Annotated in this window: 18 protein-coding genes; 6 read left to right on the forward strand and 12 right to left on the reverse strand. The window is 72.3% G+C overall.

Features of this window, described 5'->3' with window-relative positions:
* Nucleotides 1-11: 11 nt before the first annotated feature.
* The 5 genes from ACFV4F_RS07155 to ACFV4F_RS07175 all read right to left on the reverse strand — a co-directional run bounded on the left by ACFV4F_RS07155 (nucleotide 12) and on the right by ACFV4F_RS07175 (nucleotide 5,570).
* Nucleotides 12-779 (reverse strand): sensor histidine kinase, encoded by a 768-nt coding sequence (locus ACFV4F_RS07155; protein WP_380500712.1) that lies wholly within the window; start codon nucleotides 777-779, stop codon nucleotides 12-14.
* 2 nt (nucleotides 780-781) lie between these two features.
* The gene (locus ACFV4F_RS07160; protein ID WP_380500818.1) at nucleotides 782-1,537 is read right to left on the reverse strand and encodes a response regulator transcription factor; all 756 of its coding nucleotides are present in this window, start codon (nucleotides 1,535-1,537) and stop codon (nucleotides 782-784) included.
* Between the two features lie 318 nt (nucleotides 1,538-1,855).
* Nucleotides 1,856-2,863: an ABC transporter permease gene (locus tag ACFV4F_RS07165; protein ID WP_380500713.1), complete on the reverse strand. Its 1,008-nt coding sequence runs from the start codon at nucleotides 2,861-2,863 to the stop codon at nucleotides 1,856-1,858.
* The gene (locus ACFV4F_RS07170) at nucleotides 2,860-4,428 is read right to left on the reverse strand and encodes a sugar ABC transporter ATP-binding protein (RefSeq protein ID WP_380500714.1); all 1,569 of its coding nucleotides are present in this window, start codon (nucleotides 4,426-4,428) and stop codon (nucleotides 2,860-2,862) included. The genes ACFV4F_RS07165 and ACFV4F_RS07170 overlap by 4 nt, the downstream gene beginning before the upstream one ends.
* Complete coding sequence (locus ACFV4F_RS07175) at nucleotides 4,425-5,570, reverse strand: substrate-binding domain-containing protein (RefSeq protein ID WP_380500715.1); 1,146 nt, start codon at nucleotides 5,568-5,570, stop codon at nucleotides 4,425-4,427. The genes ACFV4F_RS07170 and ACFV4F_RS07175 overlap by 4 nt, the downstream gene beginning before the upstream one ends.
* A 346-nt stretch (nucleotides 5,571-5,916) precedes the next feature.
* Here ACFV4F_RS07175 and ACFV4F_RS07180 point away from each other — a divergent pair, with 346 nt between their 5' ends.
* The 6 genes from ACFV4F_RS07180 to ACFV4F_RS07205 all read left to right on the forward strand — a co-directional run bounded on the left by ACFV4F_RS07180 (nucleotide 5,917) and on the right by ACFV4F_RS07205 (nucleotide 14,328).
* On the forward strand, nucleotides 5,917-7,398 hold the full coding sequence (locus ACFV4F_RS07180) for an arabinofuranosidase catalytic domain-containing protein (RefSeq protein WP_380500716.1): 1,482 nt from the start codon (nucleotides 5,917-5,919) through the stop codon (nucleotides 7,396-7,398).
* Nucleotides 7,399-7,892: 494 nt separating this feature from the next.
* Nucleotides 7,893-8,924, forward strand: coding sequence for a LacI family DNA-binding transcriptional regulator (locus ACFV4F_RS07185; protein ID WP_380438074.1), 1,032 nt, complete (start codon nucleotides 7,893-7,895; stop codon nucleotides 8,922-8,924).
* Between the two features lie 330 nt (nucleotides 8,925-9,254).
* Nucleotides 9,255-10,952: a ribulokinase gene (locus tag ACFV4F_RS07190; RefSeq protein WP_380500717.1), complete on the forward strand. Its 1,698-nt coding sequence runs from the start codon at nucleotides 9,255-9,257 to the stop codon at nucleotides 10,950-10,952.
* Complete coding sequence (locus ACFV4F_RS07195) at nucleotides 10,949-11,620, forward strand: L-ribulose-5-phosphate 4-epimerase (RefSeq protein ID WP_380500718.1); 672 nt, start codon at nucleotides 10,949-10,951, stop codon at nucleotides 11,618-11,620. The genes ACFV4F_RS07190 and ACFV4F_RS07195 overlap by 4 nt, the downstream gene beginning before the upstream one ends.
* 12 nt (nucleotides 11,621-11,632) lie before the next feature.
* Nucleotides 11,633-13,138: an L-arabinose isomerase gene (gene araA, locus ACFV4F_RS07200; protein WP_380500719.1), complete on the forward strand. Its 1,506-nt coding sequence runs from the start codon at nucleotides 11,633-11,635 to the stop codon at nucleotides 13,136-13,138.
* Between the two features lie 134 nt (nucleotides 13,139-13,272).
* The gene (locus ACFV4F_RS07205; protein WP_380500720.1) at nucleotides 13,273-14,328 is read left to right on the forward strand and encodes an aldose epimerase family protein; all 1,056 of its coding nucleotides are present in this window, start codon (nucleotides 13,273-13,275) and stop codon (nucleotides 14,326-14,328) included.
* Nucleotides 14,329-14,430: 102 nt separating this feature from the next.
* Here ACFV4F_RS07205 and ACFV4F_RS07210 read toward each other — a convergent pair whose 3' ends face one another.
* From ACFV4F_RS07210 to ACFV4F_RS07240, 7 genes are all read right to left on the reverse strand, one after another.
* Entirely contained in the window at nucleotides 14,431-16,530 is a 2,100-nt protein-coding gene (locus ACFV4F_RS07210) for a beta-galactosidase (protein WP_380500721.1), read from the reverse strand.
* Nucleotides 16,531-16,600: 70 nt separating this feature from the next.
* Nucleotides 16,601-18,349 carry a cellulase family glycosylhydrolase gene (locus ACFV4F_RS07215; RefSeq protein WP_380500722.1) on the reverse strand — a complete coding sequence of 583 codons (1,749 nt, stop codon included), beginning with the start codon at nucleotides 18,347-18,349 and terminating at the stop codon, nucleotides 16,601-16,603.
* A gap of 53 nt (nucleotides 18,350-18,402) precedes the next feature.
* On the reverse strand, nucleotides 18,403-19,911 hold the full coding sequence (locus ACFV4F_RS07220; RefSeq protein ID WP_380500723.1) for a glycoside hydrolase family 43 protein: 1,509 nt from the start codon (nucleotides 19,909-19,911) through the stop codon (nucleotides 18,403-18,405).
* 109 nt (nucleotides 19,912-20,020) lie between these two features.
* A complete protein-coding gene (locus ACFV4F_RS07225) occupies nucleotides 20,021-21,790 on the reverse strand; it encodes a cellulose binding domain-containing protein (protein WP_380500724.1) in 1,770 nt (589 codons plus the stop codon).
* Between the two features lie 169 nt (nucleotides 21,791-21,959).
* Entirely contained in the window at nucleotides 21,960-22,091 is a 132-nt protein-coding gene (locus ACFV4F_RS07230) for a hypothetical protein (RefSeq protein ID WP_380438090.1), read from the reverse strand.
* 111 nt (nucleotides 22,092-22,202) lie between these two features.
* On the reverse strand, nucleotides 22,203-24,188 hold the full coding sequence (locus ACFV4F_RS07235; RefSeq protein WP_380500725.1) for a beta-galactosidase: 1,986 nt from the start codon (nucleotides 24,186-24,188) through the stop codon (nucleotides 22,203-22,205).
* A gap of 27 nt (nucleotides 24,189-24,215) precedes the next feature.
* Nucleotides 24,216-25,244: a LacI family DNA-binding transcriptional regulator gene (locus ACFV4F_RS07240; protein WP_380500726.1), complete on the reverse strand. Its 1,029-nt coding sequence runs from the start codon at nucleotides 25,242-25,244 to the stop codon at nucleotides 24,216-24,218.
* Nucleotides 25,245-25,267: the final 23 nt, after the last annotated feature.

Consider the following 25,267-nt stretch of genomic DNA (forward strand, 5'->3'; position numbering starts at 1 on the left):
TCAGAATCACCTCAGGATTCGATCGGCGGCCGGGCCGGCAGTCGAACGGTGAACCGCGCGCCGCGTTCGGACGGCTCGATCCGCACGGTGCCGCCGTGGGCGTCGACCAAGGCCGCGACCAGGCTCAGACCGAGCCCGCTGCCGGGGGCCGCCCCGTGGGGCCCGCTCCCGTCCTCGAGGCCGGCCGGTGAGCCGTGGGCGCGGAAGAAGGGCTCGAAGACGCGGTCATGGAGGGCCGGGGGAATCCCGGGTCCGTCGTCGGCCACGTCGATGCAGGCCCAGTGCGCCTCGTGACGCAGCCTCACCGTCGTGCGCGTGCCCGGGGGTGTGTGATGGTGCACATTGACGAGGAGGTTGCTCAGCACCTGCCGGAGGCGGTGCGGGTCTCCCTGGACCAGGTGACGCCCCTCGTCGATGACGCAGGAGACCGGCCGGTCCGGGTGGCTCACCCGGGTGTCCGCCACCAGCTCGGTGCAGAGTTCGGCCAGGTCGACGGCGACGCGTTCCAGGGGCCGCCGCTCTCCCAGGGTGGAGAACAGCAGCAACTCGTCGACGAGGGCGGCCATCCGATGGGCTTCCGCCTGCACCCTCGCCATGGCCCGGCGGAGGGCCTGGTGGTCGTCCAGCCCGCCGAGGAGGCCCAGTTGGGCGTAGCCGGCGATCGTGGTGAGCGGTGCGCGCAGCTCGTGGCTGACGGTGGCCAGGAGGTCGCGCAGCTCCTCGTCGGGCCGCCTTCCCCGCCGGCCTTCGTCTCCGGACGCTTCGGACGGCGTCGTCACCGTCACTCCGCTTGCCGGGCGTGGTCGGCGCGGAGCGCGTAACCGACGCCGCGCACCGTGCGTATGAGTGTCTGGCCGGTGTCGCCGAGCTTCCGCCGGAGGTAGTAGATGTACGTCTCCACGACGCCGGTGTCGCGTTCGAAGCCGTGGCCCCAGACGTTGGTGAGGATGTCCGCCTTGGTCACGACTTCCTCGGGGTGCTCCATGAGGTACCGCAGCAGCAGGAATTCCGTGGCCGTCAGCCGGACGGGCACTCCGTGCAGCCAGACGTCGTGGCTCTTGCGGTCGATCTCGACGCCGCCCGCCTTCAGACGGCGCGGGGCGGTGTAGTCGAGTGAACGGCGCAGCAATGCGTGGAGCCGCGCGGCGACCTCGTTCAGGTCGAAGGGCTTGGTGACGTAGTCGTCACCGCCCAGCGTGAGGCCGTGGATCCTTTCGCCCACCGAGGTCCGTGCACTGAGGAACACCACGGGGGTCTGCACGTCGGATTTCCGTAGCCGGTCGCAGACTTCGAAGCCGTCCAGATCGGGCAGCAGGACGTCGAGCAGGATGATGTCGTGCATCCGCGCCAGGCCCAGCGTCAGGCATTGCTCGCCGGACGCCACGGCGTGCGGATCGAATCCGAGGAACCGCAAGCCGGTGGTGAGCATGTCCGCGGCTCCGGCGTCGTCCTCCGCGACGAGAACGCGCGGCCGGAATGTGGAAACGGTGGAATACACAGGTGCTGGCCCCAGGGTGCTGTCCGGCGCTGACGGCATCACGCTAGTTGAATGTTAACGCAAACATCCAGCCCGGGGTCCGGGGCCCGGGGCCTGGGGTACAGGGCCCGGGGTCCGGGGCCCGGGGCCTGGGGTACAGGGCCTGGGGTGCGGGGCCTGGGGGACGGCCTGGGGGACGGTGCCGCTGGGGCGGGGTACCGGGCCCCGGCCCGGCGGCACCCGTGCGTGGTGCGAGCGCTCAGCCCGCGGGCTGGGGTGCTTCGCTCCGCGGACACGGCGAAACCCCCGCCGGGCCTGGGCGGGGGTGCGCCGGGACGCCCGGAGAACGCCGGGGGCCGTCGGCGGTCCGGGGCAGGTTCAGGAGCGCCTCGCCACGTGTCCGGCGCGCAGGCGGTCGGCCGTGATGGCCAGGCCGAGCACGCAACCGAGCACGATGTTGGTGTAGTTGGAGTTGATCTGGAGGGTGGTCAGTCCGTTGTTGATCAGCTCCAGCAGGACGGCACCGGCGACGATGCCCACGACGCGGCCCTGCCCCCCGGTCAGGCTGACCCCGCCGATGACCGCGGCCGCGATCGCCGAGAGCTCCCAGCCGACGCCGACACCGCTGGCGGAACCGACCCCCATCCGGCCCAGCACGAGCATTCCGGCGAAGGCCGACACGAGGGAGGAAGCCACGTACATCGACACCACCCGCCGGCCGCCGCGGATGCCGGCCAGCCTGGCCGCCTCGGGGTTGCCGCCGACCGCGTAGACCTGCCGTCCCGCGTAGGTGCGCTCCAGGAAGAACCACGCGGCGGCGGTCACCACCGCGAACAGCACCAGCGGCACCGGGATCTGGGCCAGGTAGCTCTGGCCGACGTCGCCGAAGAAGGGGGAGATGCCGACGATGGAGGTCCCGGACGTGATCGCCAGGGTCACGCCCTGCGCCACCGTGTACGTGACCAGCGTGACGACGAACGGCGGCATCCGCAGCCGGGTGACGGCCAGGCCGTGGAGCAGCCCGACCAGTCCGGCGACGGCCAGGGTCGCCAGGACCGCCACACCGGCGGGCAGGCCGGCCCGGACGTCGAACCAGGACATGAGGATCACGCTGGTGCCCAGCAGGGCGCCCACCGACAGGTCGATTCCGCCGGTCAGGATGACGAGCGATTCGCCGATCGCGATCAGTCCGTACTGGGCCAGGTCGGCGCCCATGCCCTGGAGGTTGACCGCGCTCGCGAAGGTGTCCCGGGCCAGCGCGAGCGCCGCGAACACGGCGACGCAGGCGAGGACGACTCCCACTTCGGGCGTGTCGACCAGGACGCGCAGCCGGTTCCGGGCCGGTGCGGGCGCCTCCTCGTGGGCGGGGGCGGTCTCGGTGGTCATGCGTGTCCCTCCGTGCTCGCCGACGGCTGCGGCCGACTGGTGGCCGCCGTCATGATGCGTTCCTTGCCGAACCGATCGCGGGGCAGGTCGGCGACGATCCGTCCGTGGGCCATCACCAGGATCCGGTGGCAGATCCTGAGCAGTTCCTCCAGTTCGGACGAGGCGGCCAGGACGGCCAGACCGTCCGCCGCGGCCCGGTCGACGAGCCGGTAGATCTCGGCCTTGGCCCCCACGTCCACGCCGCGGGTGGGCTCGTCGAGCAGCAGGACGTCGGGGGCGGCGTGCAGCCACCGGCCGAACACGACCTTCTGCTGGTTGCCGCCGGACAGGTCGCCGATCGGCTGCTCCTGGCTGTGCAGCCGGACTCCCAGGCCGTCGACGATCCGTTGTGAGCGTGCACGGTCGCCGCCGGGGGTGAGCACGCCGTGCCAGGAGTCGCGCCGCAACGTGGCGAGGGTGGCGTTCCAGCGCACCGGGTGCGACAACAGCAGGGACTGCTCCTTGCGGTCCTCCGGCACCAGGCCGACGCCCGCGGCGACGGCGTCGGCCGGGTGGCGCGGGCGGAAGCGGCGGCCGGCCAACTCGACCTCGCCGCCCGTGCGGGGTTGCGCACCCATCAGGGTGTGCAGCAGCCGGCTGCGGCCGGAGCCCATCAGCCCGGCCACGCCGACGATCTCGCCGGCCCGAAGTTCCAGGTCGAGCGGGCCGAGACCGTCCGCGGTGAGCCCCCGTGCGGTTAGGACGGTGCGGGCCGTCGCCGGGACGGCCGGCGCGGTGGTCTCCCGGGCGAGTTCGCCGCCGACCATCTCGCGGATCATCCGCGCCTCGGTCGCCTCGGCCGGGCCGAGGTCGGCGACCAGGCTTCCGCCGCGCAGCACGAGCACGCGGTCGGCGATGTCCCGCACCTCGTCCAGACGGTGGCCGATGAACAGCACCGCGCCGCCGTCCGCGGCGTGCCGCCGCGCGAGGGCGAGGACCTTTCCGGCCTCGACCGGCCCGAGCGAGGAGGTCGGCTCGTCCAGGATCAGGACCAGCGGCCGGTTGCCCCAGGCCTTGGCGATCTCGATCATCTGCCGCAGCGGGACGGGCAGCCGCTCCACGGACCGGTCGACGTCGACGCCCTCGACGCCGATCTCCGCCAGCAGTTCACGGGCCTCGCGCCGGGTGCCGGCGCGGTCGAACAGGGCCCCGCGCAGCGTCCCCGCACCCTGCCTGGCGCGGGTGCGTCGGCCGAGCAGGAGGTTCTCGGCCACGCTCAGCCGTCCGACCAGGGGGAACTCCTGGGCCACGAGGCTGACGCCGAGGGCCTTCGCGTGGTCGGGGCGGCCCGGCTGGAGGGGCCGGTCCGCGATCAGGACCTCCCCGGCGGTGGGGGAGACGGTACCGGACAGCACGCCCATCAGGGTCGACTTCCCGGCGCCGTTCTCCCCGACCACGCAGGTGATCTGGCCCCTCAGGAGGTCGAGTTCGGGGAGGTCCAGCACGGTGACGGGCCCGTAGCTCTTGCGCACCGCGCGCAGGGACGCGGCCGGCCCGCCGCTGGTGGAGTCGGTCGCCCTGGTCATCCGGTGATGCCGAGCTGGGACTGCTTGGCCCGGAAGGCGTCGAGGTTGCCCTGGGTGACGACGCCGACGCCGGAGCTCAGGGTGCTGCCGTCGGATTCCAGGAACGGCCTGACGACGGCCATCGTCGCGTCCTTGCCGAGCACCTTGAGCGCGGCCAGCAGGTAGGCGCCGGTGTAGCCCTGCTGGTAGGGCGACTGGACGACGGTGGCCTGGATGACGCCCTGCTGGATGAACGTCAGGGTCTGGGCGTCGCTGTCGTCGGAGATCACCTTGACCTTGCCGGTCCGGCCCGCCGCCTGCACCGCCTGGGCGGCCGAGGGACCGTCGTAGGAGTACACGCCGTAGAGGCCGGTCACGCCGGGGTCGGTCTGGATGGCGGTCTGCGCGTTGGTCAGGGCCTTCGCCGCGTCCATGTTGTCGGCGAGCTTGTTGGCGACCTCGATGCCGGTGCCCTTCAGCGCGTCCTCGAAGCCCTGGATGCGCTCGACAGCGTTGGAGGCGGTCAGGGAGCCGACCAGCACCACCACCTTGCCCCGGCCGCCCAGTGCGGCCTTCATCGCCTCGCCGGCCCGCTTGCCGGCCTGGTAGTTCGGGGTGCCGAGGTAGAGCGCGGCACCGTCCTCGGCGGGCAGCGGCGAGTCGATGGCGAGGACCGGGATGCCGGCCGAAGCGGCGGACTGGATCGGCGACTTGACGGCCGTCGGGTCGATCGCGGAGAGCGAGAAGGCGGAGATGTCCTGTCCGCGCAGGGTCTGGAGGATCGACAGCTGCTGGTCAAGCCGGCCGTTCGCCGGGGCCTGGAAGGTGCCCTTGGCCCCGAGGTCGGCGAGCCCCTTGGTGAAGCCGGCCTTCCCGGCGTTCCAGTAGTCCACGGCGACGTTGACCACCATGGCCAGGTCCAGCTTGGACAGGTCCTTGTCCTGGAGCGCGGCCTTGAGCGCGGCGTCGAGGCGGCCGAGGTTGTCGTCGTTGAAGGTGATGTCGCCCTGGATCGCGGGCGCGGCGCCGGAAGCGCCGGAATCGCCGGCGGCGGCGGAGCCACCGGCGCCCTGCTTGCTGCAGCCTACGGCCAGGGCCAGGACGACGACCGCGGCGGAGGCGACGCGGGAGGCTCTGGACCACCGTCGGAAGGGTGCGCGCATGGATGGTTCCTCTCGATCTCTGCCGGCGGGTGGGAGAGCCGGTGGGAGGCGCGGCGAGTCCGCGCGGACGATCAGGTGTACCGGTGTTGGAGTGTGAGCGCTCACATCGCCCAGCGTCAACCACCGTGCAGCTGCTGACGGATGACGATCCATCGGTTCACGTCCGGCGGTGCCGGTCGCGTTGGTCTGAATCCGTCGAAACCCTTGACGGGGCTCGGTCGGTGAGGGCACTGTCACCGGTCCAGGAACCCTCCACCTCCCGCCCGGGCTGAAGTGTGTCGCTGCGGGCGGGATTGTTAGCGCTCACTTTCCTGTGGCCGCGCTCAACGATGAGCAGGGAGACCCCATGAGTGACAACAACAGGACGACCCGAGGAAGCGGTGCACTGCGCCGCCTCGCCCGAGCCGGGGCGGCCCTCGCCGTCCTCGTCGGCGCCCTGGCCGGCGCCACCGCGACGAGCGGTGTGGCGCAGGCGGCCGCACAGGGCCCGTGCGACGTGTACGCCGCCGGCGGCACGCCCTGCGTGGCCGCGCACAGCACCACCCGCGCGCTGTACTCCGGCTACGGCGGGCCGCTCTACCAGGTCAGGCGCGCATCGGACCAGGCGCTCCGGGACATCGGCGTGCTGGGCACCGGCGGCTACGCCGACGCGGCCGCGCAGGACGCCTTCTGCGCCGGCACCGCCTGCGTGATCACCGTGATCTACGACCAGAGCGGTCGGCGCAACCACCTCACCCAGGCGCCCGGTGGCGGGGCCGCGTCCGGGCCGGACAACCTCGCGGACGCGACCCTGGCGCCCACCACGCTGAACGGTCACCGGGCCTACGGCGTGTACGTGGCGCCGGGCACCGGCTACCGCAACAACCACACCTCGGGCATCGCGACCGGCGACCAGCCCGAGGGGATGTACGCGATCCTGGACGGCACGCACTACAACGGCGGTTGCTGCTTCGACTACGGCAACGCCGAGACGAGCAGCAACGACACCGGCAACGGTCACATGGAGGCCATCTACTTCGGGAACATCAAGGTCTGGGGCTACGGCACCGGTCCGGGCCCCTGGGTGATGGCCGACCTGGAGAACGGCCTGTTCTCCGGGGAGGGCGCGGGCTACAACGCCAACGACCCGACGGTGAACCACCGCTACCTGACGGCCATGGTCAAGGGCGCGCCGAACCAGTGGGCGATCCGCGCCGGTGACGCCCAGTCCGGCGGCCTGTCGACCTTCTACTCCGGACCGCGCCCGAACGTGGCGGGCTACAACCCGATGAACAAGGAGGGCGCGATCATCCTCGGCATCGGCGGCGACAACAGCAAGGGGGCCCGCGGCACCTTCTACGAGGGCGTGATGACCTCGGGCTACCCGTCGGAGGCCACCGAGAACGCCGTCCAGGCCAACATCGTCGCCGCCGGATACGCGAACTCCACGGCCACCACGGGGGCGTTGCGCGGCACCGGTTCGGGCAAGTGCCTGGACGTCCCGAACGCCTCCGCCACGGCCGGGACGCAGGCGCAGATCTACACCTGCTGGGGCGGGGCGAACCAGACCTGGACGCGCACCGCCGACGGACAGCTCACGGTGAACGTCGCCGGCAGCACGCTGTGCCTGGACGCGTACGGCGGCGGGACGGCCGACGGCACCAAGGCGGTGACCTGGCCCTGCAACGGCGGTGCCAACCAGCAATGGCGCTTCAACGCCGACGGCAGCGTCACCGGCGTCCCGTCCGGCCTGTGCCTGGAAGTCGCCGGGGCGGCCGTCACCGATGCCACGGCCGTCCAGCTGTGGACCTGCTGGGGCGGCGACAACCAGAAGTGGACCCTCGGGTAGCACCCACCCCGGCCGGGCCCGGGCTCCTCGCGCCGGCGGAGCCCGGGCCCGCCCCCTGTAGGTCCAGGGGGGCGGGGGAGCGTGGGAAGCGGCGGCCGTGCCGGAGAGGGGCGGGCGTGCGAACGTCCTTGCCCGGGAGCGGTGCGGGTATCGCCGAGTGGCCGATGAGCCCGGCCGAAGCAGTGGAATCGGTGCCGGTCCGCGTCGAGGTCCGCTATGCCGACGGCCGTGTGGCAGCGCTCACCAGCCCGATCGTTCCGGGCTGCGCACGACTCCGCGCGTCCGGTCACCGAACGCGACCGGCCGACCCGATAGGGCGACGATCTGCGACATCTGCCTCCATGGCGGGCTTGTGAGCGCTAACTTGGCAGTATCGGCAGGTGTCGGCGCCCTGAAGGGCTGGTATGAAGGGGAGCCGCCTGTCGAACCGAAGGTGACGGATTGGCCTGGACCTGGTCGCGTACTGTGGTCCAGAGCCGAGGAGGGGACTGCCAGTGGGAACCGACAGCACCGGGACTGAACAGCGCCAGCCCGTGATGGCGGACGTGGCGAAACTGGCGGGTGTCTCCCACCAGACGGTGTCCCGGGTGCTCAACGGCGCCCCGCACGTCCGGCCCGACACCCGGGACCGGGTGCTGGCGGCCATACGGGAGCTGGACTACCGGCCCAACTCGGCCGCTCGCGCGCTGGTCACCCGCCGCTCGCAGACGCTCGGCGTGGTCAGCTTCGACTCGACCCTCTACGGCCCCGCGTCGATGCTGGACGGGATCGAGCGCGCCGCGCGGAGCGCCGGGTACTTCGTGAGCGTGACCAGCCTGCGCTCCCTGGACGGCCGTTCGGTCCAGGAGGCCGTCGACCGGCTGCGCGACCAGGGAGTGGAGGGCGTCGTCGTGATCGCGCCGCAGACCTCCGCCGTCAGCGCGGTGGCCCGGCTCTCCAGTTCCGTGCCGCTCGTCGCCGTCGGGTCGGGCAACCAGACGCAGGTGCCCATGGTGTCGGTGAGCAACCGCTTCGGTGCCGGCGAGGCCACCGGACACCTGCTCGACCTCGGCCACCGCACCGTGCACCACGTGGCGGGGCCGGCCAACTGGCTGGAGAGCCAGGACCGCGAGGAGGGCTGGCGGCTCACGCTGAAGGCGGCCGGGGCCCCCGTGCCGGAGGTGCAACGCGGCGACTGGAGTGCCCGCTCGGGCTACCAGGCCGGTCTGCGGATCGCCGGGCTGCACGACGTCACCGCCGTCTTCTGCGCCAACGATCACATGGCCCTCGGCCTGCTGCGCGCCCTGCACGAGGCCGGCCGGTCGGTCCCCGAGGAAATCAGCGTGGTCGGCTTCGACGACATCCCGGAGGCCGCCTACTTCACCCCGCCGCTGACCACCGTCCGGCAGGACTTCGGGGAACTCGGCCGCAAAGCCCTGGAACTGCTCGTCGGGGAACTGGAGGGCGTGGCATCCTCCCAGACCCATGTGCAGATCGCCCCGGAGATGGTGCTGCGCCATAGCGTCGGCCCCGCCGGGCGCTGGTGATCCGGTAGCCGGAGCGAGGGGCGGCGCACCACGCCGGGGCGCGGTCGTGCGCTCGACCGCCCCTCGGCTCCGGGCCCTGCGGATGAAACCTGCCTTGACAGCGCATATGTTAACGCTAACAATTCCTGTGAGCGCTAACAAACCGCGCTCCTCAACTCCGCCGGCGGGCAACGACATCGCCTCCGTCCGTCCGCCGGCGGTCCTCCTTCCGCCCTCCTCCGACGGAGCCGGCGGAACGGAGCCTGTCGCCGGTGCGCTCCGCCCTGCCCCGGATTTGGACCGCACCGGCGACAGGCGACAACACCGCCCTCCCGCACGAAGGATGAGGAAGTGACCGTGATTCCTGTCGCCCGGGACTCGGAGGGATACGTCGTCGGCATCGACTTCGGCACCCTCTCCGGCCGCGCCGTGGTGGTCCGCGTGCGCGACGGTGAAGAGGTCGGCACCGCCGTCCACGACTACCCGCACGCCGTCATCGAGCGCGAGCTGCCCGGCACCGGCCGGCCGCTCCCGCCCGACTGGGCGCTCCAGCACCCCGCCGACTGGCGCGCCGTGCTGCGCACCGCCGTCCCGGCGGCGCTCGCCGACGCCGGCATCGATGCCGCCCAAGTCATCGGCATCGCCACCGACTTCACCGCCTGCACGGTCCTCCCGGTGCTCGCCGACGGCACCCCCCTGGCGGAGACGGCCGACTGGGCGCCGTACCCGCACGCGTGGCCCAAGCTCTGGAAGCACCACGCCGCCCAGGGCCAGGCGGACCGGATCAACGCCCTGGCGCACGCCCGCGGGGAGAAGTGGATCTCGCGGTACGGCGGCCGGATCTCCGCCGAGTGGCAGTACGCCAAGGCCCTGCAGGTCCTGGAGGAGGACCCGGCAGTCTACGCCGCCTGCGCCCGCTGGATCGAGGCCGCCGACTGGATCGTCTGGCAGCTCACCGGAGCCGAGAGCCGCAACACCTGCACCGCCGGCTACAAGGGCATCCACCAGGACGGCAGTTACCCGAGCGAGGACTTCCTGGGCGCGCTCCACCCGGGCTTCGTCGACTTCGCGCGCACCCGCCTGGAGCACCCGCTCGCCCCGCTCGGCTCCCGGGTCGGTTCCCTCACCGCACAGGCGGCGCAGTGGACCGGTCTGCCCGAGGGGATCGCCGTGGCGGCCGGCAACGTCGACGCCCACGTCGCCGCGCCCGCCGCACGGGCGGTCGACAACGGCCAGCTCCTCGCCATCATGGGCACGTCCACCTGTCACGTCGTCAACGGCGCCACGCTGGCGGAGGTCCCCGGCATGTGCGGCGTCGTCGAGGACGGCATCGTCGCCGGCTCCTACGGCTACGAGGCCGGCCAGAGCGCCGTCGGCGACATCTTCGCCTGGTGGCTGCGCCAGGGCCTGCCCGCCGACTACCTGGCCGAGGCCGAGCGGAACGGCGAGGACCCGCACCAGCTCCTCACCCGCAAGGCCGCCGCCCAACCCGTCGGCGCCCACGGCCTGGTGGCGCTCGACTGGATGAACGGCAACCGCTCCACCCTGGTCGACCACCACCTCTCCGGAGTGATCGCCGGGCTGACCCTGGCCACCCGCCCCGAGGAGATCTACCGTGCCCTGCTGGAGGCCACCGCCTTCGGCACCCGCGTCATCGTCGAGGCCCTGGAGCTGGGCGGCGTCCCCGTCACCGAGTTCGTCGTCACCGGCGGCCTCAAGAAGAACGAACTGCTCATGCAGATCTACGCCGACGTGCTGCGCCGCCCGGTGTCGGTCGCCGAGTCGGAGCAGGGGCCGGCACTCGGCTCGGCGATCCACGCCGCCGTCGCCGCCGGGGCCCACCCCGACGTCCGGACCGCGGCCGCCGCCATGGGCCGGGTGCGCACGGCGGCGTACCGGCCGGACCACACCTCCGCCGACGTGTACGACCGGCTCTTCGCCGAGTACCGGGCCCTGCACGACCACTTCGGCCTCGGTGCCGACAAGCTCCTGCACCGCCTGCGCGCCATCCGCAACGCCGCCCTCACCCCATCGAGCGAGGCCCTGTGAACGCGACCACCGACCTCATCCGCCAGCAGGTCAGCGAGCTCCACCAGGAACTCGTCCGCTACGGCCTGGTGGTCTGGACAGCGGGCAACGTCTCCGCCCGGATCCCCGGCGAGGACCTGCTCGTGATCAAGCCGAGCGGCGTCCCCTACGACGAGCTGTCGGCGCAGAACATGATCGTGTGCGACCTGGACGGCAACGTCGTCGAGGGCGACCACTCGCCCTCCTCCGACACGGCCGCCCACGCCTACGTCTACCGCCACATGCCCGAGGTCGGCGGGGTGGTCCACACCCACTCCACGTTCGCGTGTGCGTGGGCCGCCCGGGGCGAGGCCGTGCCCTGCGTCCTCACCGCCATGGCCGACGAGTTCGGCGCCGAGATCCCGGTCGGCCCCTTCGCACTGATCGGGGACGACTCGATCGGCCGGGGCATCGTGGACACGCTCAAGGGCCACCGCTCGCCCGCCGTCCTGATGCAGAACCACGGCGTCTTCACCGTCGGCAAGGACGCCAAGGCCGCCGTCAAGGCCGCCGTGATGTGCGAGGACGTGGCCCGCACCGTCCACATCTCCCGGCAGCTCGGCGAGCCGCTGCCGATCGCCCAGGCGGACATCGACAGCCTCAATTTCCGCTACCAGAACGTCTACGGCCAGCCCCCGAAGGCCCGGTAAGGAGTCACCCCCATGACGTCACTCGCGGGACGCGAGATCTGGTTCCTGACCGGCAGTCAGGGACTCTACGGCGAGGAGACGCTGCGGCAGGTCGCGGAGCAGTCGCAGCGGATCGCCGGTGCACTGGGTGCCGACCCAGGCCTGCCGGTCGAGATCGTCTGGAAGCCCGTCCTCACCGATGCCGCCGCCATCCGCCGCATCTGCCTGGAGGCCAACGCCGAGGACCGGTGCATCGGCCTGATCGCCTGGATGCACACGTTCTCCCCGGCGAAGATGTGGATCGCCGGCCTGGACGCCCTGCAGAAGCCGCTGCTCCACCTGCACACCCAGGCGAACGTCGAACTGCCCTGGCAGTCCATCGACATGGACTTCATGAACCTGAACCAGGCCGCCCACGGCGACCGAGAGTTCGGCTACATCCAGTCGCGCCTCGGCGTCGCCCGCAAGACCGTCGCCGGACACGCCACCGACCCCGCCGTGACCGCCCGGATCGCCTCCTGGGCCCGCGCCGCCGCCGGCCGCGCCGAACTGCGCGGCCTGAAGCTCGCCCGCTTCGGCGACAACATGCGCGACGTCGCCGTGACCGAGGGCGACAAGGTCGAGGCCCAGCTCCGCTTCGGCGTCTCCGTCAACACCTACGGCGTCAACGACCTGGTCGCGGCGGTGGACGCCACGGCCGACGCCGAGGTCACCGAACTCGTCAAGGAGTACGAGGACAGCTACCACCTCGCGGCCGAGCTGCGGGTCGGCGGGGAGCGCCACGAGTCGCTGCGCTACGCGGCGCGGATCGAGCTCGGCCTGCGGGGCTTCCTGGAAGAAGGCGGCTTCAAGGCCTTCACCACCAATTTCGAGGACCTCGGCGGGCTGCGGCAGTTGCCCGGACTGGCCGTGCAGCGGCTGATGGCCGACGGCTACGGCTTCGGCGGCGAGGGCGACTGGAAGACCTCGACGCTGCTGCGCACCCTCAAGGTGACCGCCACCGGCCTGGCCGGCGGCACCTCCTTCATGGAGGACTACACCTACCACCTGGAACCCGGCCACGAGCTGATCCTCGGCGCGCACATGCTGGAGGTCTGCCCGAGCATCGCGGCCACCACCCCCTCCTGCGAGATCCACCCGCTCGGCATCGGCGGTCGCGAGGACCCGGTCCGCCTGGTCTTCGACGCCGAGCCCGGCCCCGCGGTCGTGGTCGGCCTCGCCGACCTGGGCGACCGCTTCCGGCTGGTCGCGAACGACGTCGACGTCGTCGAGCCGCCGGCGCCGCTGCCCAACCTGCCCGTGGCCCGCGCCGTCTGGAAGCCGCGTCCGGACCTCCACACCTCCGCCGAGGCGTGGCTGACGGCCGGTGCGCCGCACCACACCGTGCTCTCCGGCGCGCTCGGCACCGAGGAACTGGAGGACCTGGCCGAGATGCTCGGCGTGGAGCTCCTGATGATCGACGAGGACACGTCCATCCGCCGGTTCACGAAGGAGCTCCGCTGGAACCAGGCCTACCACCGCCTGGCCCAGGGGTTCTGACCCGCCGACTCCCCGCCGCCCGGCGGCCCCGCCGACGACGCCCGCCCGCACGGCGGGCGTCGCCGTCCCCGCACCGCACCGAACGCAATGGAGTAGGACCCGTGCCGAGAGACGCCCTCATATCCCACGGCGAAGTGACGGTGACCCAGGAGCCCGCCGCGGCACTGCCGGACGGTCGGCGGATCACCCGATGGACCTTCGGGGCGCCCGAGGGCGTGACGGTGGAGGTGCTGAGCCTGGGTGCCCGCCTCCAGGCCGTGCACGCGCCGGACCGGGACGGGCGGCGGTGCAACGTCGTCCTCGGCTGCGAGGACGTCGAGGACCTGCTCGGGGAGGCCGCGTACTTCGGAGCGACGGTCGGCCGCTACGCCAACCGGATCGCGGGCGGGGTCCTGCCCCTCGACGGTACGAGGCACCGGCTGGCGGTCCAGGACGACGGCCACGCCCTGCACGGCGGGCCGGACGGCTTCGCCACACGGCTCTGGGACGGCGTGGCGGTCCGGGAGGGCCGTCGGGCCGGGGTCCGGCTGCGGCTGCACAGCCCTGACGGCGACCAGGGGTTCCCGGGCGCCCTCACCGCCGAGGTGATGTACCTCCTCGACCCGGCCGGTGACCTCTTCATCGTCTACCGCGCCGCCGCGGACGCGCCGACGGTCGTCAACCTCACGAACCACGCGTACTTCAACCTGGCCGGCGAGGGCTGCGGAACGGTGCTCGACCACCTGCTCCAGGTCGAGGCCGCCGGGTACCTCCCGGTGGACGGGGAACTGATCCCGCTGGGGCCCGTCCTGCCCGTCGCCGGCACGCCGTTCGACCTGCGCGAGTCCCGGACGACCGCGGACCGCGTCGCCGACGGACACCCGCAGATCCGTCGGGCCGGCCAGGGCTTCGACCACACCTGGGTGCTCGGCGGGAGGGGCTTCAGGAAGGCCGCCGTGCTGAGCCACCCGGCCAGCGGTCGGCGGGTCGAGTGCTTCACGATGGAGCCGGGGCTCCAGGTCTACACCGGGAACCACTTCGACGGCTCGCTGACCGGCCGCTCCGGCCGCCCGTACCCCGCCTACGCGGGCATCGCGCTGGAGACGCAGCACTTCCCGGACTCACCCAACCGGCCCGAGTACCCGTCCACCGTGCTGCGCCCGGGGGAGGAGTACGGCTCGATGACGGTCTACCGCTTCCTGTCCGAGTAGGAGGGCCCGGGCAGGAGGGTCCGAGTGGGAGTACCCGAGCGGGAGCACCCGGGCGGGTGGTGAACGGGGGCGGTGGGCTCGGCGGAGCCCACCGCCCCTTTGTCAGCGGGCGACGAACACCCGCACGTCCCAGGCGTTCAGGGAGACCGACCCTCCGGACGCCACCGCGGTGCCGTCCAGGACGTCGGTCAGCTCGACGGGCGCCCGGACGTCGGCGGGCTGCCAGCTCCAGTTGTGGACCACGTGGACGCGGCGTCCGTCCGGGGAGGTTCCGGTCGTCGCGGTGACGGAGGCCGGCAGGTCCCGCCAGCCGCTCGCGGGAACCGGAGCCAGCCAGGCGGCCAGCTCCCGGGCGAGGTCGCGGCCGGGCACGGTGCCCACGCAGGTGACCCGGCCCTCGCCGTGGCGGCGGGTGGTGACGGCGGGCCAGCGGCCGAAGTGGGGGTGCTCGTAGCCGGCCAGCACCGTGGCGTCGGTGGCCGTGAGGCCCTCCACCCAGCGGGTGGCGGTGGCGCCCGCCGGTAGCTCCAGCGGACTGCCCGGGGCGGTGCGCAGCGGGAGGTCCGAGGTCAGGTTGCTGAATTCGTCGTACCGGACGCCGGCGGCGGCCGCGAGGCGCGGCGGGGCGGTCTCGTGGCGGGCCCGGGCCTCGTGGTCGGCGTAGCCGGTGCGGGGGCCGAGGACGAGGTGGCCGCCGGCCTCGGCGTAGGCGGCGAGCCGGTCGAGCAGGGAGTCCTCGGCGAGGTAGAGCCCGGGGACGACCAGCACGGGGTGGCGTCGCGCGGCCTCGGCGGGTGCGAGGCCGTCGTGGAGCTGTCGGGCGTGCAGGATCCGCACCTGGCGGCCGGCCTCGAACGCGCCGCGGTAGAAGGGGTCGAAGATGCGGTGGTAGGAGGCCGGATCCGGATCGCCGTTCGTCCGCGCCAGCGGCGGGTACTTCTGCATGAGCCATTTGCTGGGCATCGAGTAGACCATCGCGATGTCGGCATCGGGCTCGATCCCGGCGACCAGCGGCCCCGCGGTCTCGAACTCGGCTCCGAGCCGGGCGAGTTCGGCGTAGACCCGGCCGGGCTTGCCGCTGTGCGGCAGGATCCCGCCCCAGTACGTCTCGGCGCCGAAGTGCAGGGTGTGCCAGTGCCAGTACTCGATCATCCGCGCACCGCGGGAGACGAGTGCCCAGGCGGCCTGGCGCCACTGGCCGTCGAAGGCCGGCCGGTTCTCCGAAGTGCCGCTGATGGCCTGGGCGTTGGTCTCGGTGACGAGGAACGGTTCCTGGCGCGAGGAGAAGATCCGGTCGGCGCTCTGGTACAGGGCCCACACGCCGGTGGTCTTCCACCACTGCTCGTGGTCGTCGGGCGTGGTGTCGGGCAGTGCGAGGGCGTCCTGCATGTCGTAGTACGGGTTCCCCGCGGTGACGTCCAGGGCGTCGGTGATCTCGTCGTCCTCCATCGCGGGGTGGTTGTAGGCGAGGCAGGTGGTGACGAACTGGTCGGGGCGGGCGTACTCGCGGGTGATCGCGGCCTGCCAGGCGATGAACTCGGTGGTCTGGCGGGCCTGGAACGCCCGCCAGGCGACGTCGTACTGCGGCTGCTGGTTGTCGTCGGGGTGCCACAGGTCGGCCCAGGTGGAGAGCCGGTGCGACCAGTAGACCAGGCCCCACTCCCGGTTGAGGGTCTCCACGTCGCCGTAGGTGTGGCGCAGGTGGTCGACGAACCGCTGGAAGACGCCGTGGTTGTGGGGCAGCCGGAGACCGGGTTCGTTGTCGGCCTGGAAGCCGATGACGGCGGGGTGCGCGGCGTGGCGGTCGAGGATCGCCCGGGTGACGCGTTCGGCGTGGTAGCGGAAGGCGGGGTGGGAGAAGTCGGCCTCCTGGCGGGCGCCCCAGCCCATGCGCTGCCCCGTCGCCCGGTCGCCGGCGATCTCGGGGTACTGCCGGGCCAGCCACGGCGGCACGGCGTAGGTGGGGGTGCCGAGGACGACCGCGATGCCGCGTTCGTGGGCGCCGTCGAGGACGGGGGTCAGCCAGTCGAGCTCGAACCGGCCGTTCTCCGGCTCCCAGGTCGACCAGACGGACTCGCCGACCCGGATGACGGTGAACTTCGCCCCGGCCATCAGGTCGAGGTCTTCCTTGAGCCGTTCGTACGGCTGGTACTCGTGGTAGTAGGCGGCGCCGAACAGCACGCGCGGGGGCAGCGGGAACATGGGTGCACCTCGGAAACGTGAAGAGGCCCCGGCCGGCGGGAGGCGGCAGCCGGGGCGGGAGGGACCGGGGTCAGGAGGCGGTGCCCGTCACCGTGGTGCCGGACCTGGTCACCTGGTAGCCGACGGTGGCGCCGCTCCAGAAGTGGAAGGTGAGCGTCGCCGGCGTGCCGTCCTTGAGCGCGTTGAGGAAGTCCGGCTTGAGGACCAGGGCGTTGCCCGCGTAGTCCGGCGCGAAGGCCGTGTTGAACGCCTGGAACGCGGTCCAGCTCGACGAGCCGGCGTTGGTGCCGTCGGCGTACTTGGCCTCCATGGTCGCGAGTTGGTCACCGTTGAACCGGGTGGGGATGGTGAGCGCGGTGCTGGTCCCGGTCGCGGCGGACACCACCGGCTTGTCGAAGGAGATCACGTGGAGCTGCCAGGGCTCGCCCTGCGAGTACTGGACCTGGAGGGTCGAGTTGACGCCGTAGGCGCGGTCGCCGGCCAGCCGGGTGAGCGCGTCGGAGGTCAGCGTCAGCCGGTCGCCGTTCAGGGTGTAGTCGAGGTAGGGGATCAGCGGCATGTCGCCCTGCCACAGTCCGGCGAACCACTGGCCGTTGCGGTTGAGCGTGATGGTCTGCGCCGCGATCGGGCCGGACTTCGGCACGAAGACGTTGTCGGTGGAGGCCGTGCCCGAGCGGGTGGCCCAGGACGTCTTGACCAGGGCCATCAGGTCGGGCTCGCGCCACTTAAGGGCGGTGCGGTCGAGGTAGTTGCCGTCGTCCCAGAGGGCGCTGGTGACACCGTTGAGCCGGGCCTGGTAGTTGACGTCCTCGTAGTACTTCAGCAGTTCGCCCTGCTCGACGGTGTTGGAGTTGGGCTCGCTGAGCAGTCCGTACTCGCCCAGGTAGACCGGTATGCCCTTGCCGACGAACTCGCTGTGCATCAGGGCGAAGGTGTCGGCCTGCATCTTCTGGGTCTTCGCGTCGAAGCTGGTGCCGCCCGCGATGTTCACGCTGAACGGGTAGTAGCCGTAGTAGTGCACGGTGGCGACCAGGTTGCGGTCGTGCAGGGAGGCGATCTCCGCGTTCAGGTCGTCCATCAGGGGCTGGGACGGGGTGCAGCCCTGGGTGGGCAGGACGAGCAGACGGTCCTTGTTGCCGCCGCCCGAGTTGCGCACGATGGTGACGAACGAGGTGTTGAGCTCGTTCATGTACGTGGTCTTCTGGGCGTCGGTCGCGTTGTTGAACTGCGGCTCGTTGACGCTCTCCATGAGCAGCTTGCGCGGCTCGTCCTTGAACGCGGCGGCGATCTGCTGCCAGGTCGAGTTGAACCGGGCCATCACGTTGTCGTGGTCGGTGGAGATGTCGGCGATCCACTTCCACGAGTCGTGGTGGACGTTCATCTCGACGTAGAGGCCGTCTGCGAGCGCGAGGTCGATCACCTGCTTCACCCGGGCCAGGTAGGTCGCGTCGATGGTGTAGGGGGCGGTGGCGGACTGGTGGGTGTACCAGGTGACCGGGATCCGGACGCTGCGGAAGCCCTGGGACCGCAGGTGGTCGAAGAGGGCCTTGGTGGTGAGCGGGTTGCCCCAGGAGGTCTCGTCGGGGATGGCGTCCAGGGTGTTGCCCAGGTTCCAGCTGGGCTGCATGGCGGCCACGGCGGCCATCGGGTCCCGGGGGGCCAGCCGGAAGAGCGATGCCGACTGGTCACCCTGGTGGTCCTGTTCGGCGAAGGCGGTGCCGCCGGCCACGCTGGTCGTGGTGAGCAGAGCCACCAGGAGGGCGGCCGACCGGCCGAGGCGGCGGCCGTGCGGCCGGGCGCTGCGCTGGGAGACGTTCATGGCGTGATCTCTCTCGTGAGTGGTGGGGGTGGTGTGGTGGTGCTGACGGCCGGTCATGACGACGGTTGGGGCTCGTAGTCGAACCGGTCGAAGTGGACGGTGCCCGCCGCGGCGTACATGCCGATGACCCGGCCGGTGAAGCCGCCGGCCACCTCGGTGGACAGGTACCGGCCTTCGAGGGTGGCGAGCGCGGTGAAGGTGCCGTCCGCGTCCTCGATGCCGAAGGAGAGGGCGTCCGGACCGCCGCGCGCGTCGCGCGGGGTCAGCGGGTCGATGTCGACGCCGAGCACCACCGGGCCGGCCGGCACCGGGCGGGAGGCGACCTCGGCGCGCACGGAGCCGATCCGGGCGATCACGGTCACCCGGCCGTCGGCCGCCTCGATCTCGTAGTGGTGCTCCTCGTCCAGCCGGACGGCCAGGCCGCCGCGGCCGTCGGCCGGGTCGATCAGGGTGCGGGCCCGGCAGACGAGGTGCTGCTGGCGGCGGCCGACGAACACCGCGTCGTTCTCGTCGAGGGAGGCGCCGGCGGCCCGGAGGGTCAGCCAGCCGGATCGTTCCTTCGTGGAGCAGAGCTGCTCCGGGCGCTCGCGTACGGAGATCCACTGGGGGTGCAGTTCGGCCTGCTCGAAGTCGTCCCGGGACGGTACGGCGGCAGCGGGGTACAGCGGCCAGCCGGGGGCGGGGAGTTCGGTGGTGAGCGGGCCGACGACCGGCCAGCCGTCCACCCACTCGACCGGAGCGAGGAAGGTCTCCCGGCCGAGCACGTGCCAGCCGGGGGTGCCGCCACGCGGCCGGACGCCGAGCAGCACCATCCACCAGGAGCCGTCGGGGGCCTGGACCAGGTCCGCGTGGCCGGTGTTCTGGATCGGCCGGTCGGTGCTGCGGTGCGTGAGGACCGGGTTGTCCGGGCACGGCTCGAACGGGCCGGTGGGCGTGGAGCCGCGGGCGATCGACACACCGTGGCCGCGTTCGGTGCCGCCCTCGGCGATGAGCAGGTACCAGTACGCGCCGATCCGGTAGAGGTGCGGCGCCTCGGGGGCCTTGCCGCCGGTGCCGGACCAGATCCGCCGCGGCTCGCCGAAGGTCTCGCCGGTCGTCGGGTCGAGCCGCACCTGGGAGACGCCGGCGACGGTGCACCAGCAGGTGCCGTCCTCGTCCCAGGCGAGGTCCGGGTCGATGCCGGGCACCCCGGGCGCCGGGACCGGGTCGGACCACGGGCCGGCCGGGTCGGTGGCGGTGACGATCACGTTGCCGCCGCCGCCGACGATGGTGACGATGAGCCAGAAGCGGCCGTCGTGGTGGCGCAGGGTCGGCGCGTAGATCCCGGCCGAGGACGGCACCTCGGGCGCCAGGTGCAGCTGGCTCGGCCGGTCCAGGGCGTTGCCGATCTGGGCCCAGTTCACCAGGTCGCGGCTGTGGAAGACGGGGATGCCGGGGAAGTACTCGAAGCTGGAGCAGACGAGGTAGTAGTCGTCGCCCACGCGGCAGACGCTGGGGTCGGGGTGGAAGCCGGGGATCACCGGGTTGGACGCGGTGCCGGTGGGCTGGGGCTGGTCTGGCACGTGGTCGGTTCCTGATTCGTGAGGAGGTGGTTCACGCTCGGGGGAGGGGGTGTCGCCCCGGGCCCTGGGCCCTAGAGAAAGTCGGGGCCGGGGCGCCACCGGTTCGGGGCTAGCCGATGGCGCAGGTCGCGCCGTTGAGCCAGAAGGCGGTCGGGTTAGCGTCGCTGCCGGACCAGGTGGCCTTGAAGCCCCACTGGGCGCTTCCGCCCTGCGGGATGGCGGCGTTGAAGGAGGCGTTCCCGGCGTTGACGCTGGGGCCGCTCTGCTTCACCGAGGCGTTCCAGCTGCTGGTGATCGCCGTGTCGCCGGCGAAGTTGAAGCCGAGGTCCCAGCCGTTGACCTGGCCGAGCCCGTTGTTGACGACGGTGACGGTGCCGATCACGCCGCCCGGCCACTCGTTCCTGTTGTAGACGACCCGGCAGCTCGCGCTGGTCGGGTGCATCTGGACGACCGTGATGCCGTAGGCGGGAACGGTCTGGCTGGTCGGGCTGCCGCTCTGCGCCGTGCCGATCGAGTTGCCGTTCTTGAGGTAGGAGTAGACGGTCGGGGTGTCGGAGGAGGCGGTGAACCCGGTGTACGAGAGGTTCACGGTGGCCGCGTTGTTCGGGTCCTTGTTGATCAGCATGACGGCCACGTCGCCGTTGGCGCGGCGCACGGCGTGCGCGGAGAGCAGCGAGGACGAGCCGGCGGCCTTGACCAGGGTGTCGCCGGGCGCTCCGAGCCTGCTGATCATCTGGGTGCCGTAGTAGGCGGGGAAGGGGGTGTTGAGGGGCGGCTCGCAGCTCGCGCCGCTGGAGACCATGCCGTAGTCGTTGTACTCGGTGGCGCCCTCGACCTGGCTCAGGTCGGTGCAGTCGACGCCGTTGTGGAGGGCCCACCAGTCGACGTTGAACGCGCCGTTCTCCATCCAGGTGAGGTACGTGTCCGGCGCGAACAGCCCGTTCGGGGAGGTGTCCCGGTAGGTGGTGGTGTTCGCCTCGGTCACCGCGATGCCGACGTTGGGGGCGTTGGTCCCGGCGTACTGGTTGATCAGCGAGCGCACGGTGCCGGCGATGTTCGGGATCAGGGCCTGCGGCTTGGTGAGCAGGTCGGCCGGGCTGGCTCCGCCGGGGTAGGTGTGAACGATCACGAAGTCGACCTTGGAGCCGGCGATCGACAGGACCGTGTGGTTCCAGTCCATGCTGTCGCCCGGGCCGACGACGCCGTCCGGCCAGCCGCCGGGGGTGGTGAGCACGGCGCCGATCTTGATGTTCGGGTCGGCCGCCTTCATCGCCGAGACGTACTGGACCAGGTTGGTCGCGTAGGTCGTGGCGCTCTTGCTGCTGTGGGTGTCGTACTCCCAGCCGCTGCCGTTGCTGTACTCCCCGTTGCCGTAGACCTCGTTGCCGACCTCCCAGTACGTGATGCCGTAGCCCTTGGTGACGTTGGCGTACTTGACCCAGTCGGCGGCCTCCTGGGGCGTGCCGGAGCCGTAGTTCACGGTGATGATCGGCTGCGTTCCGGCGGCGTGCATGGTGCCCATGAAGGCGTCGAAGCCGGTGTTCGGGGCGACGTACGCGCCGCCCGAGGCGGTGCCGGTCTGCCAGTGGTAGACGTCGGAGTGGCTGCCGCCGGGGTAGCGGACGGCGCCCATGCCGGCGGTGCGGAGCAGGCTGGGGGTGGCGGAGTCGTTCATGGCGGCGTCGAAGACGGCGGTGTTGATGCCGACGCCGGTGGCGGGGATGGTGGCGAGCTGCAGGGCGGCGTCGACGGACACCGACACGGAGCTCGCGGCGTGGGCGGGCGGCGCGACGGCGGCGATCGCGCCGGTGACCGCGAGCGACAGGGCCGCGGCGGCGGCGATGACGCGATCACGACATGTTTGTGCTGACCAGTTCATGCGTCCCTCCAGGGTGGTGGGGGTACGTGGTGTTCGGGTGGGGGATCGAACTCCCGCGATCTGGACGGCGGGCCCGGCGCGGCTGCGTGTGATCGGGCCCGGACGCGAAGCGTGTTCCGTACGGATGCGGACCGGCGCGGTGGGGAGCGCGCGGTCGCCCGGTGCATGGTCAACTCCCTTCGGCGGCCCTCCTGGTGAGGCGCAGCAGGACGGCGGACGGTGCCGTCGGCAGGGTCACGGTGAGTTCGGCCCGGTCCGGGTGCCAGGCGGCGGTGGCCCGGCTGGAGGCCGGGTAGAGCACCTCGGTGCGGACGTCGGTGCCGAGCAGGTGGCCTTCCTCGGTCGTGCGGAGGGAGGGGGAGGGTGAGCGCTCACAATGTAGTGAGCGCTCACAACTGCGTGAAGTGAGCGCTCACAACGCGCGCAGGACCGCGCAGCCGCCGGCGGGCACCCGGCTCAGGGTGGCACCCGTGAGCAGGTCGTGGGCCGGCTGGGGGAGCGGTACGGCCTCGGCGCTGTGGTTGAGCAGCAGGTGCCAGCTCCGGCCGTCCGGCGCGTGGCGGGTGACGACCTCGACGCCGGCCGGCAGGCCGGGCAGGTCCGGGGTGACGCCCGCCTCCGTGAGCAGCCGCCCCACCAGGGTGGCGTAGCCGGCGTCGTCGAGGCGGGTGGAGAGGTACCAGCCGTGGCCGGATCCGAAGGTGTGCCGGGTGAGCGCCGGGCTGCCGGTCAGCATGCCGTGGGTGTAGGCGGCGACGGCCTCGGCGCCCTCGGTGCGCAGGGACTCGCTCCAGGAGGAGCCCGTCGAGCCGTCGGAGAGCGCGAGCTCCTCGCCCTGCGCCAGCGGGCGGTGCTCCTCGACCCGGATGCCCAGCGCCTCGCGCAGCGGTGCGGCCGGGTAGCCGCCGAGCCGGGCGTGCAGGTGCTCGTCGACGGCGGCGCCGAAGTGCTGGAGGAGCAGGGTGCCGCCGTCGGCGACGTACCGGCGCAGGTTCTCGGCGCCCGCGTCGGTGAGCAGGACCAGGGCCGGGGCGAGGACGACCCGGTAGCGGCTCAGGTCGTGCTCGGGGTGGGCGAAGTCGACCGTCAGTCCGGCGTCCCACAGCGCCCGGTGGGCGCGGCGCAGCGCGGGGTAGTACTCGAGCTCGCCGGACGGGAGTCCGTCGACCTGCATCGCCCACCAGGCGTCGGAGTCGTGCAGCACGGCGACCTCGGCCCGGACGGTGGAGCCGGCGAGCTCGCCGAGCCGGGCGAGGTGCTCGCCGAGCGCCGTCACCTCGCGGAACGTGCGGCTGTCGGGCCCGGCGTGCGGGACCATCGAGGAGTGCCACTGCTCGGCGCCGGCCCGGGACTGGCGCCACTGGAAGAACAGTGCGCCCTCCGAGCCGCGGGCGACGTGGGCGAGCGAGTTGCGCAGGATGTCGCCCGGCTCCTTGGGGAGGACGCGGTCGCCGGCGTAGACGGTGTTGGTGCCCGATTCCATCAGCAGCCAGGGGGCGCCGCCGGCGAGGGAGCGGGCCCGGTCGGCGTCGAAGGCGGCGTGGGCGGCGGCCTCGACGCCGGGCCCGGTGGGGTAGTGGTTGACGGAGACCAGGTCGACCTCGCGGCCGAACGCCCACAGGTCGAGGTTCTGGTACCTGGGCAGCATGAGATTGGTCGTCACCGGCCGGTCGCTGTGGGCGCGGATCGCGTCGCGCTGCTCGCGGTAGGCGGCGAGGGCCTCGTCGGACCAGAAGCGGCTGTAGTCCAGGGCCTGGCCGGGGTTGCGGTGCCACTGGCTCTGGCGGGGCGGCAGGATCTGCTCCCACGAGGTGTAGCGCTGGCTCCAGAAGGCCGTCCCCCAGGCCTCGTTGAGGGCGTCGAGGGAGCCGTGGCGGGCGCGCAGCCAGACCCGGAACGCGGCGCCGGCGTGGTCGCAGTGGCACAGGGACACGTACTCGTTGTGCACGTGCCACAGGGCGAGGGCCGGGTGGTCGCCGTAGCGTTCGGCGAGGGCGTCGGCGATGCGGCGGGCGGCCCGGCGGTAGGCGGGGGCGGCGACGCAGTAGGTGTCGCGGCTGCCGTGGGTCAGCCGGGTGCCGTCGGGGCCGACGGGCAGGGCGTCCGGGTGGGCCAGGCTGAACCACGGCGGCGGCCCGGCGGTGGGGGTGGCCAGGTCGACGGCGACGCCGGCCGCGTGCAGCCGGTCGAGGTGGCCGTCGAGCCAGCCGAAGTCGTAGCGGCCCTCTTCGGGCTCCATCAGGGCCCAGGAGAAGACACCGACGGTGGCGAGGTTGACGCGCGCGTGGCGCATCAGCTCGTTGTCCTGCTTCCACACCTCGGCGTCCCACTGCTCGGGGCTGTAGTCCCCGCCGAAGGCGAGGCCGCCGAGGCGGTCGGTGAGCCGGCGGATGTCCATGGGGAGATGTTTCCTTCGGTAGGGGGGTCAACTGCGGTGCGGAGCCGGCGCGGTGCTTTCGCGGACCACCAGTTCCGGCGGCATCAGGAGGAGTTGGTCCTTCGCCTCGTCGCCCGCGGCGGACGCGGTGATCCTCGCCATGACCTGTTCGACGGCGACCTGCCCGAGGTCCTTCTTCGGACTGGTCACGGAGGTGAGCCGGGGTGCGTGCTGCTCGGCCAGCGCGTCGGGGCAGATGGCGATGACGGAGGCGTCCTCGGGCACGGTCCGCCCGCTGGCGCGCAGCAGGCTGAGCAGCGGGCCGATCGCGGCCTCGTTCTGCACGACGAACCCGGTGGTGTCCGGGCGGTCCGCGAGGATGCGGGCCAAGGTGCCCGCGGTGCTCTCGTAGGTGCCTTCGCAGGGCCGGTGGAGGAAGCGCAGGCCGCGCCGTTCGGCACGGGCGCGGAAGCCGTTCAGGGTGCGCTCGGCGTACCCGGCGTGCCGCCGGTAGACGCCGCTGCTGTAGCCGATGAAGGCGATGTCGCGGTGGCCGAGGTCGGCGAGGTGGTCGGCGCACAGGGCGCCGGCGGTGGCGAAGTCGTGGTCGACGCAGGAGAGTCCGGCCGGGTCGTCGGGCAGGCCGATGAGGGCGGCCGGGATCTCCTCGGCCCGCAGGACCGGGATCCGGTCGTCGTCGAGCCGGACGTCCATGAGGATGACCCCGTCGGCGAGCCCGGTGGCGGCGACCCGGCGGACCCCTTCGGGCCCTTCGTCGTTGGTGAGCAGCAGGACGTCGTAGCCGTGTTCGCGGGCCGCCACGGTGACCGCGATGGCGATCTCCATCATCGTGGGCACGTGCACCTCGGGGCGGAGCGGCACCACCAGGGCGATGATGTGCGAGCGCTTGCCGGCCAGGGCCCGGGCACCCGCGTTGGGGTGGTAGCCGAGGTCCGTGATGGCCCGTTCGACGCGGGTCCGGGTCTCGTCGGAGATCGGCCGCTTGCCGCTGAGGGCGTAGCTGACCGTGCTGGACGAGACGCCGGCGTGCCTGGCCACATCGGCGAGTGTCACCATCGCTCTGCTTCCTTCGTGTCGGT

Origin of the sequence: Kitasatospora sp. NPDC059722, assembly GCF_042733235.1 — a bacterium.
In the GTDB taxonomy this organism is placed as follows: Bacteria; Actinomycetota; Actinomycetes; order Streptomycetales; family Streptomycetaceae; genus Kitasatospora.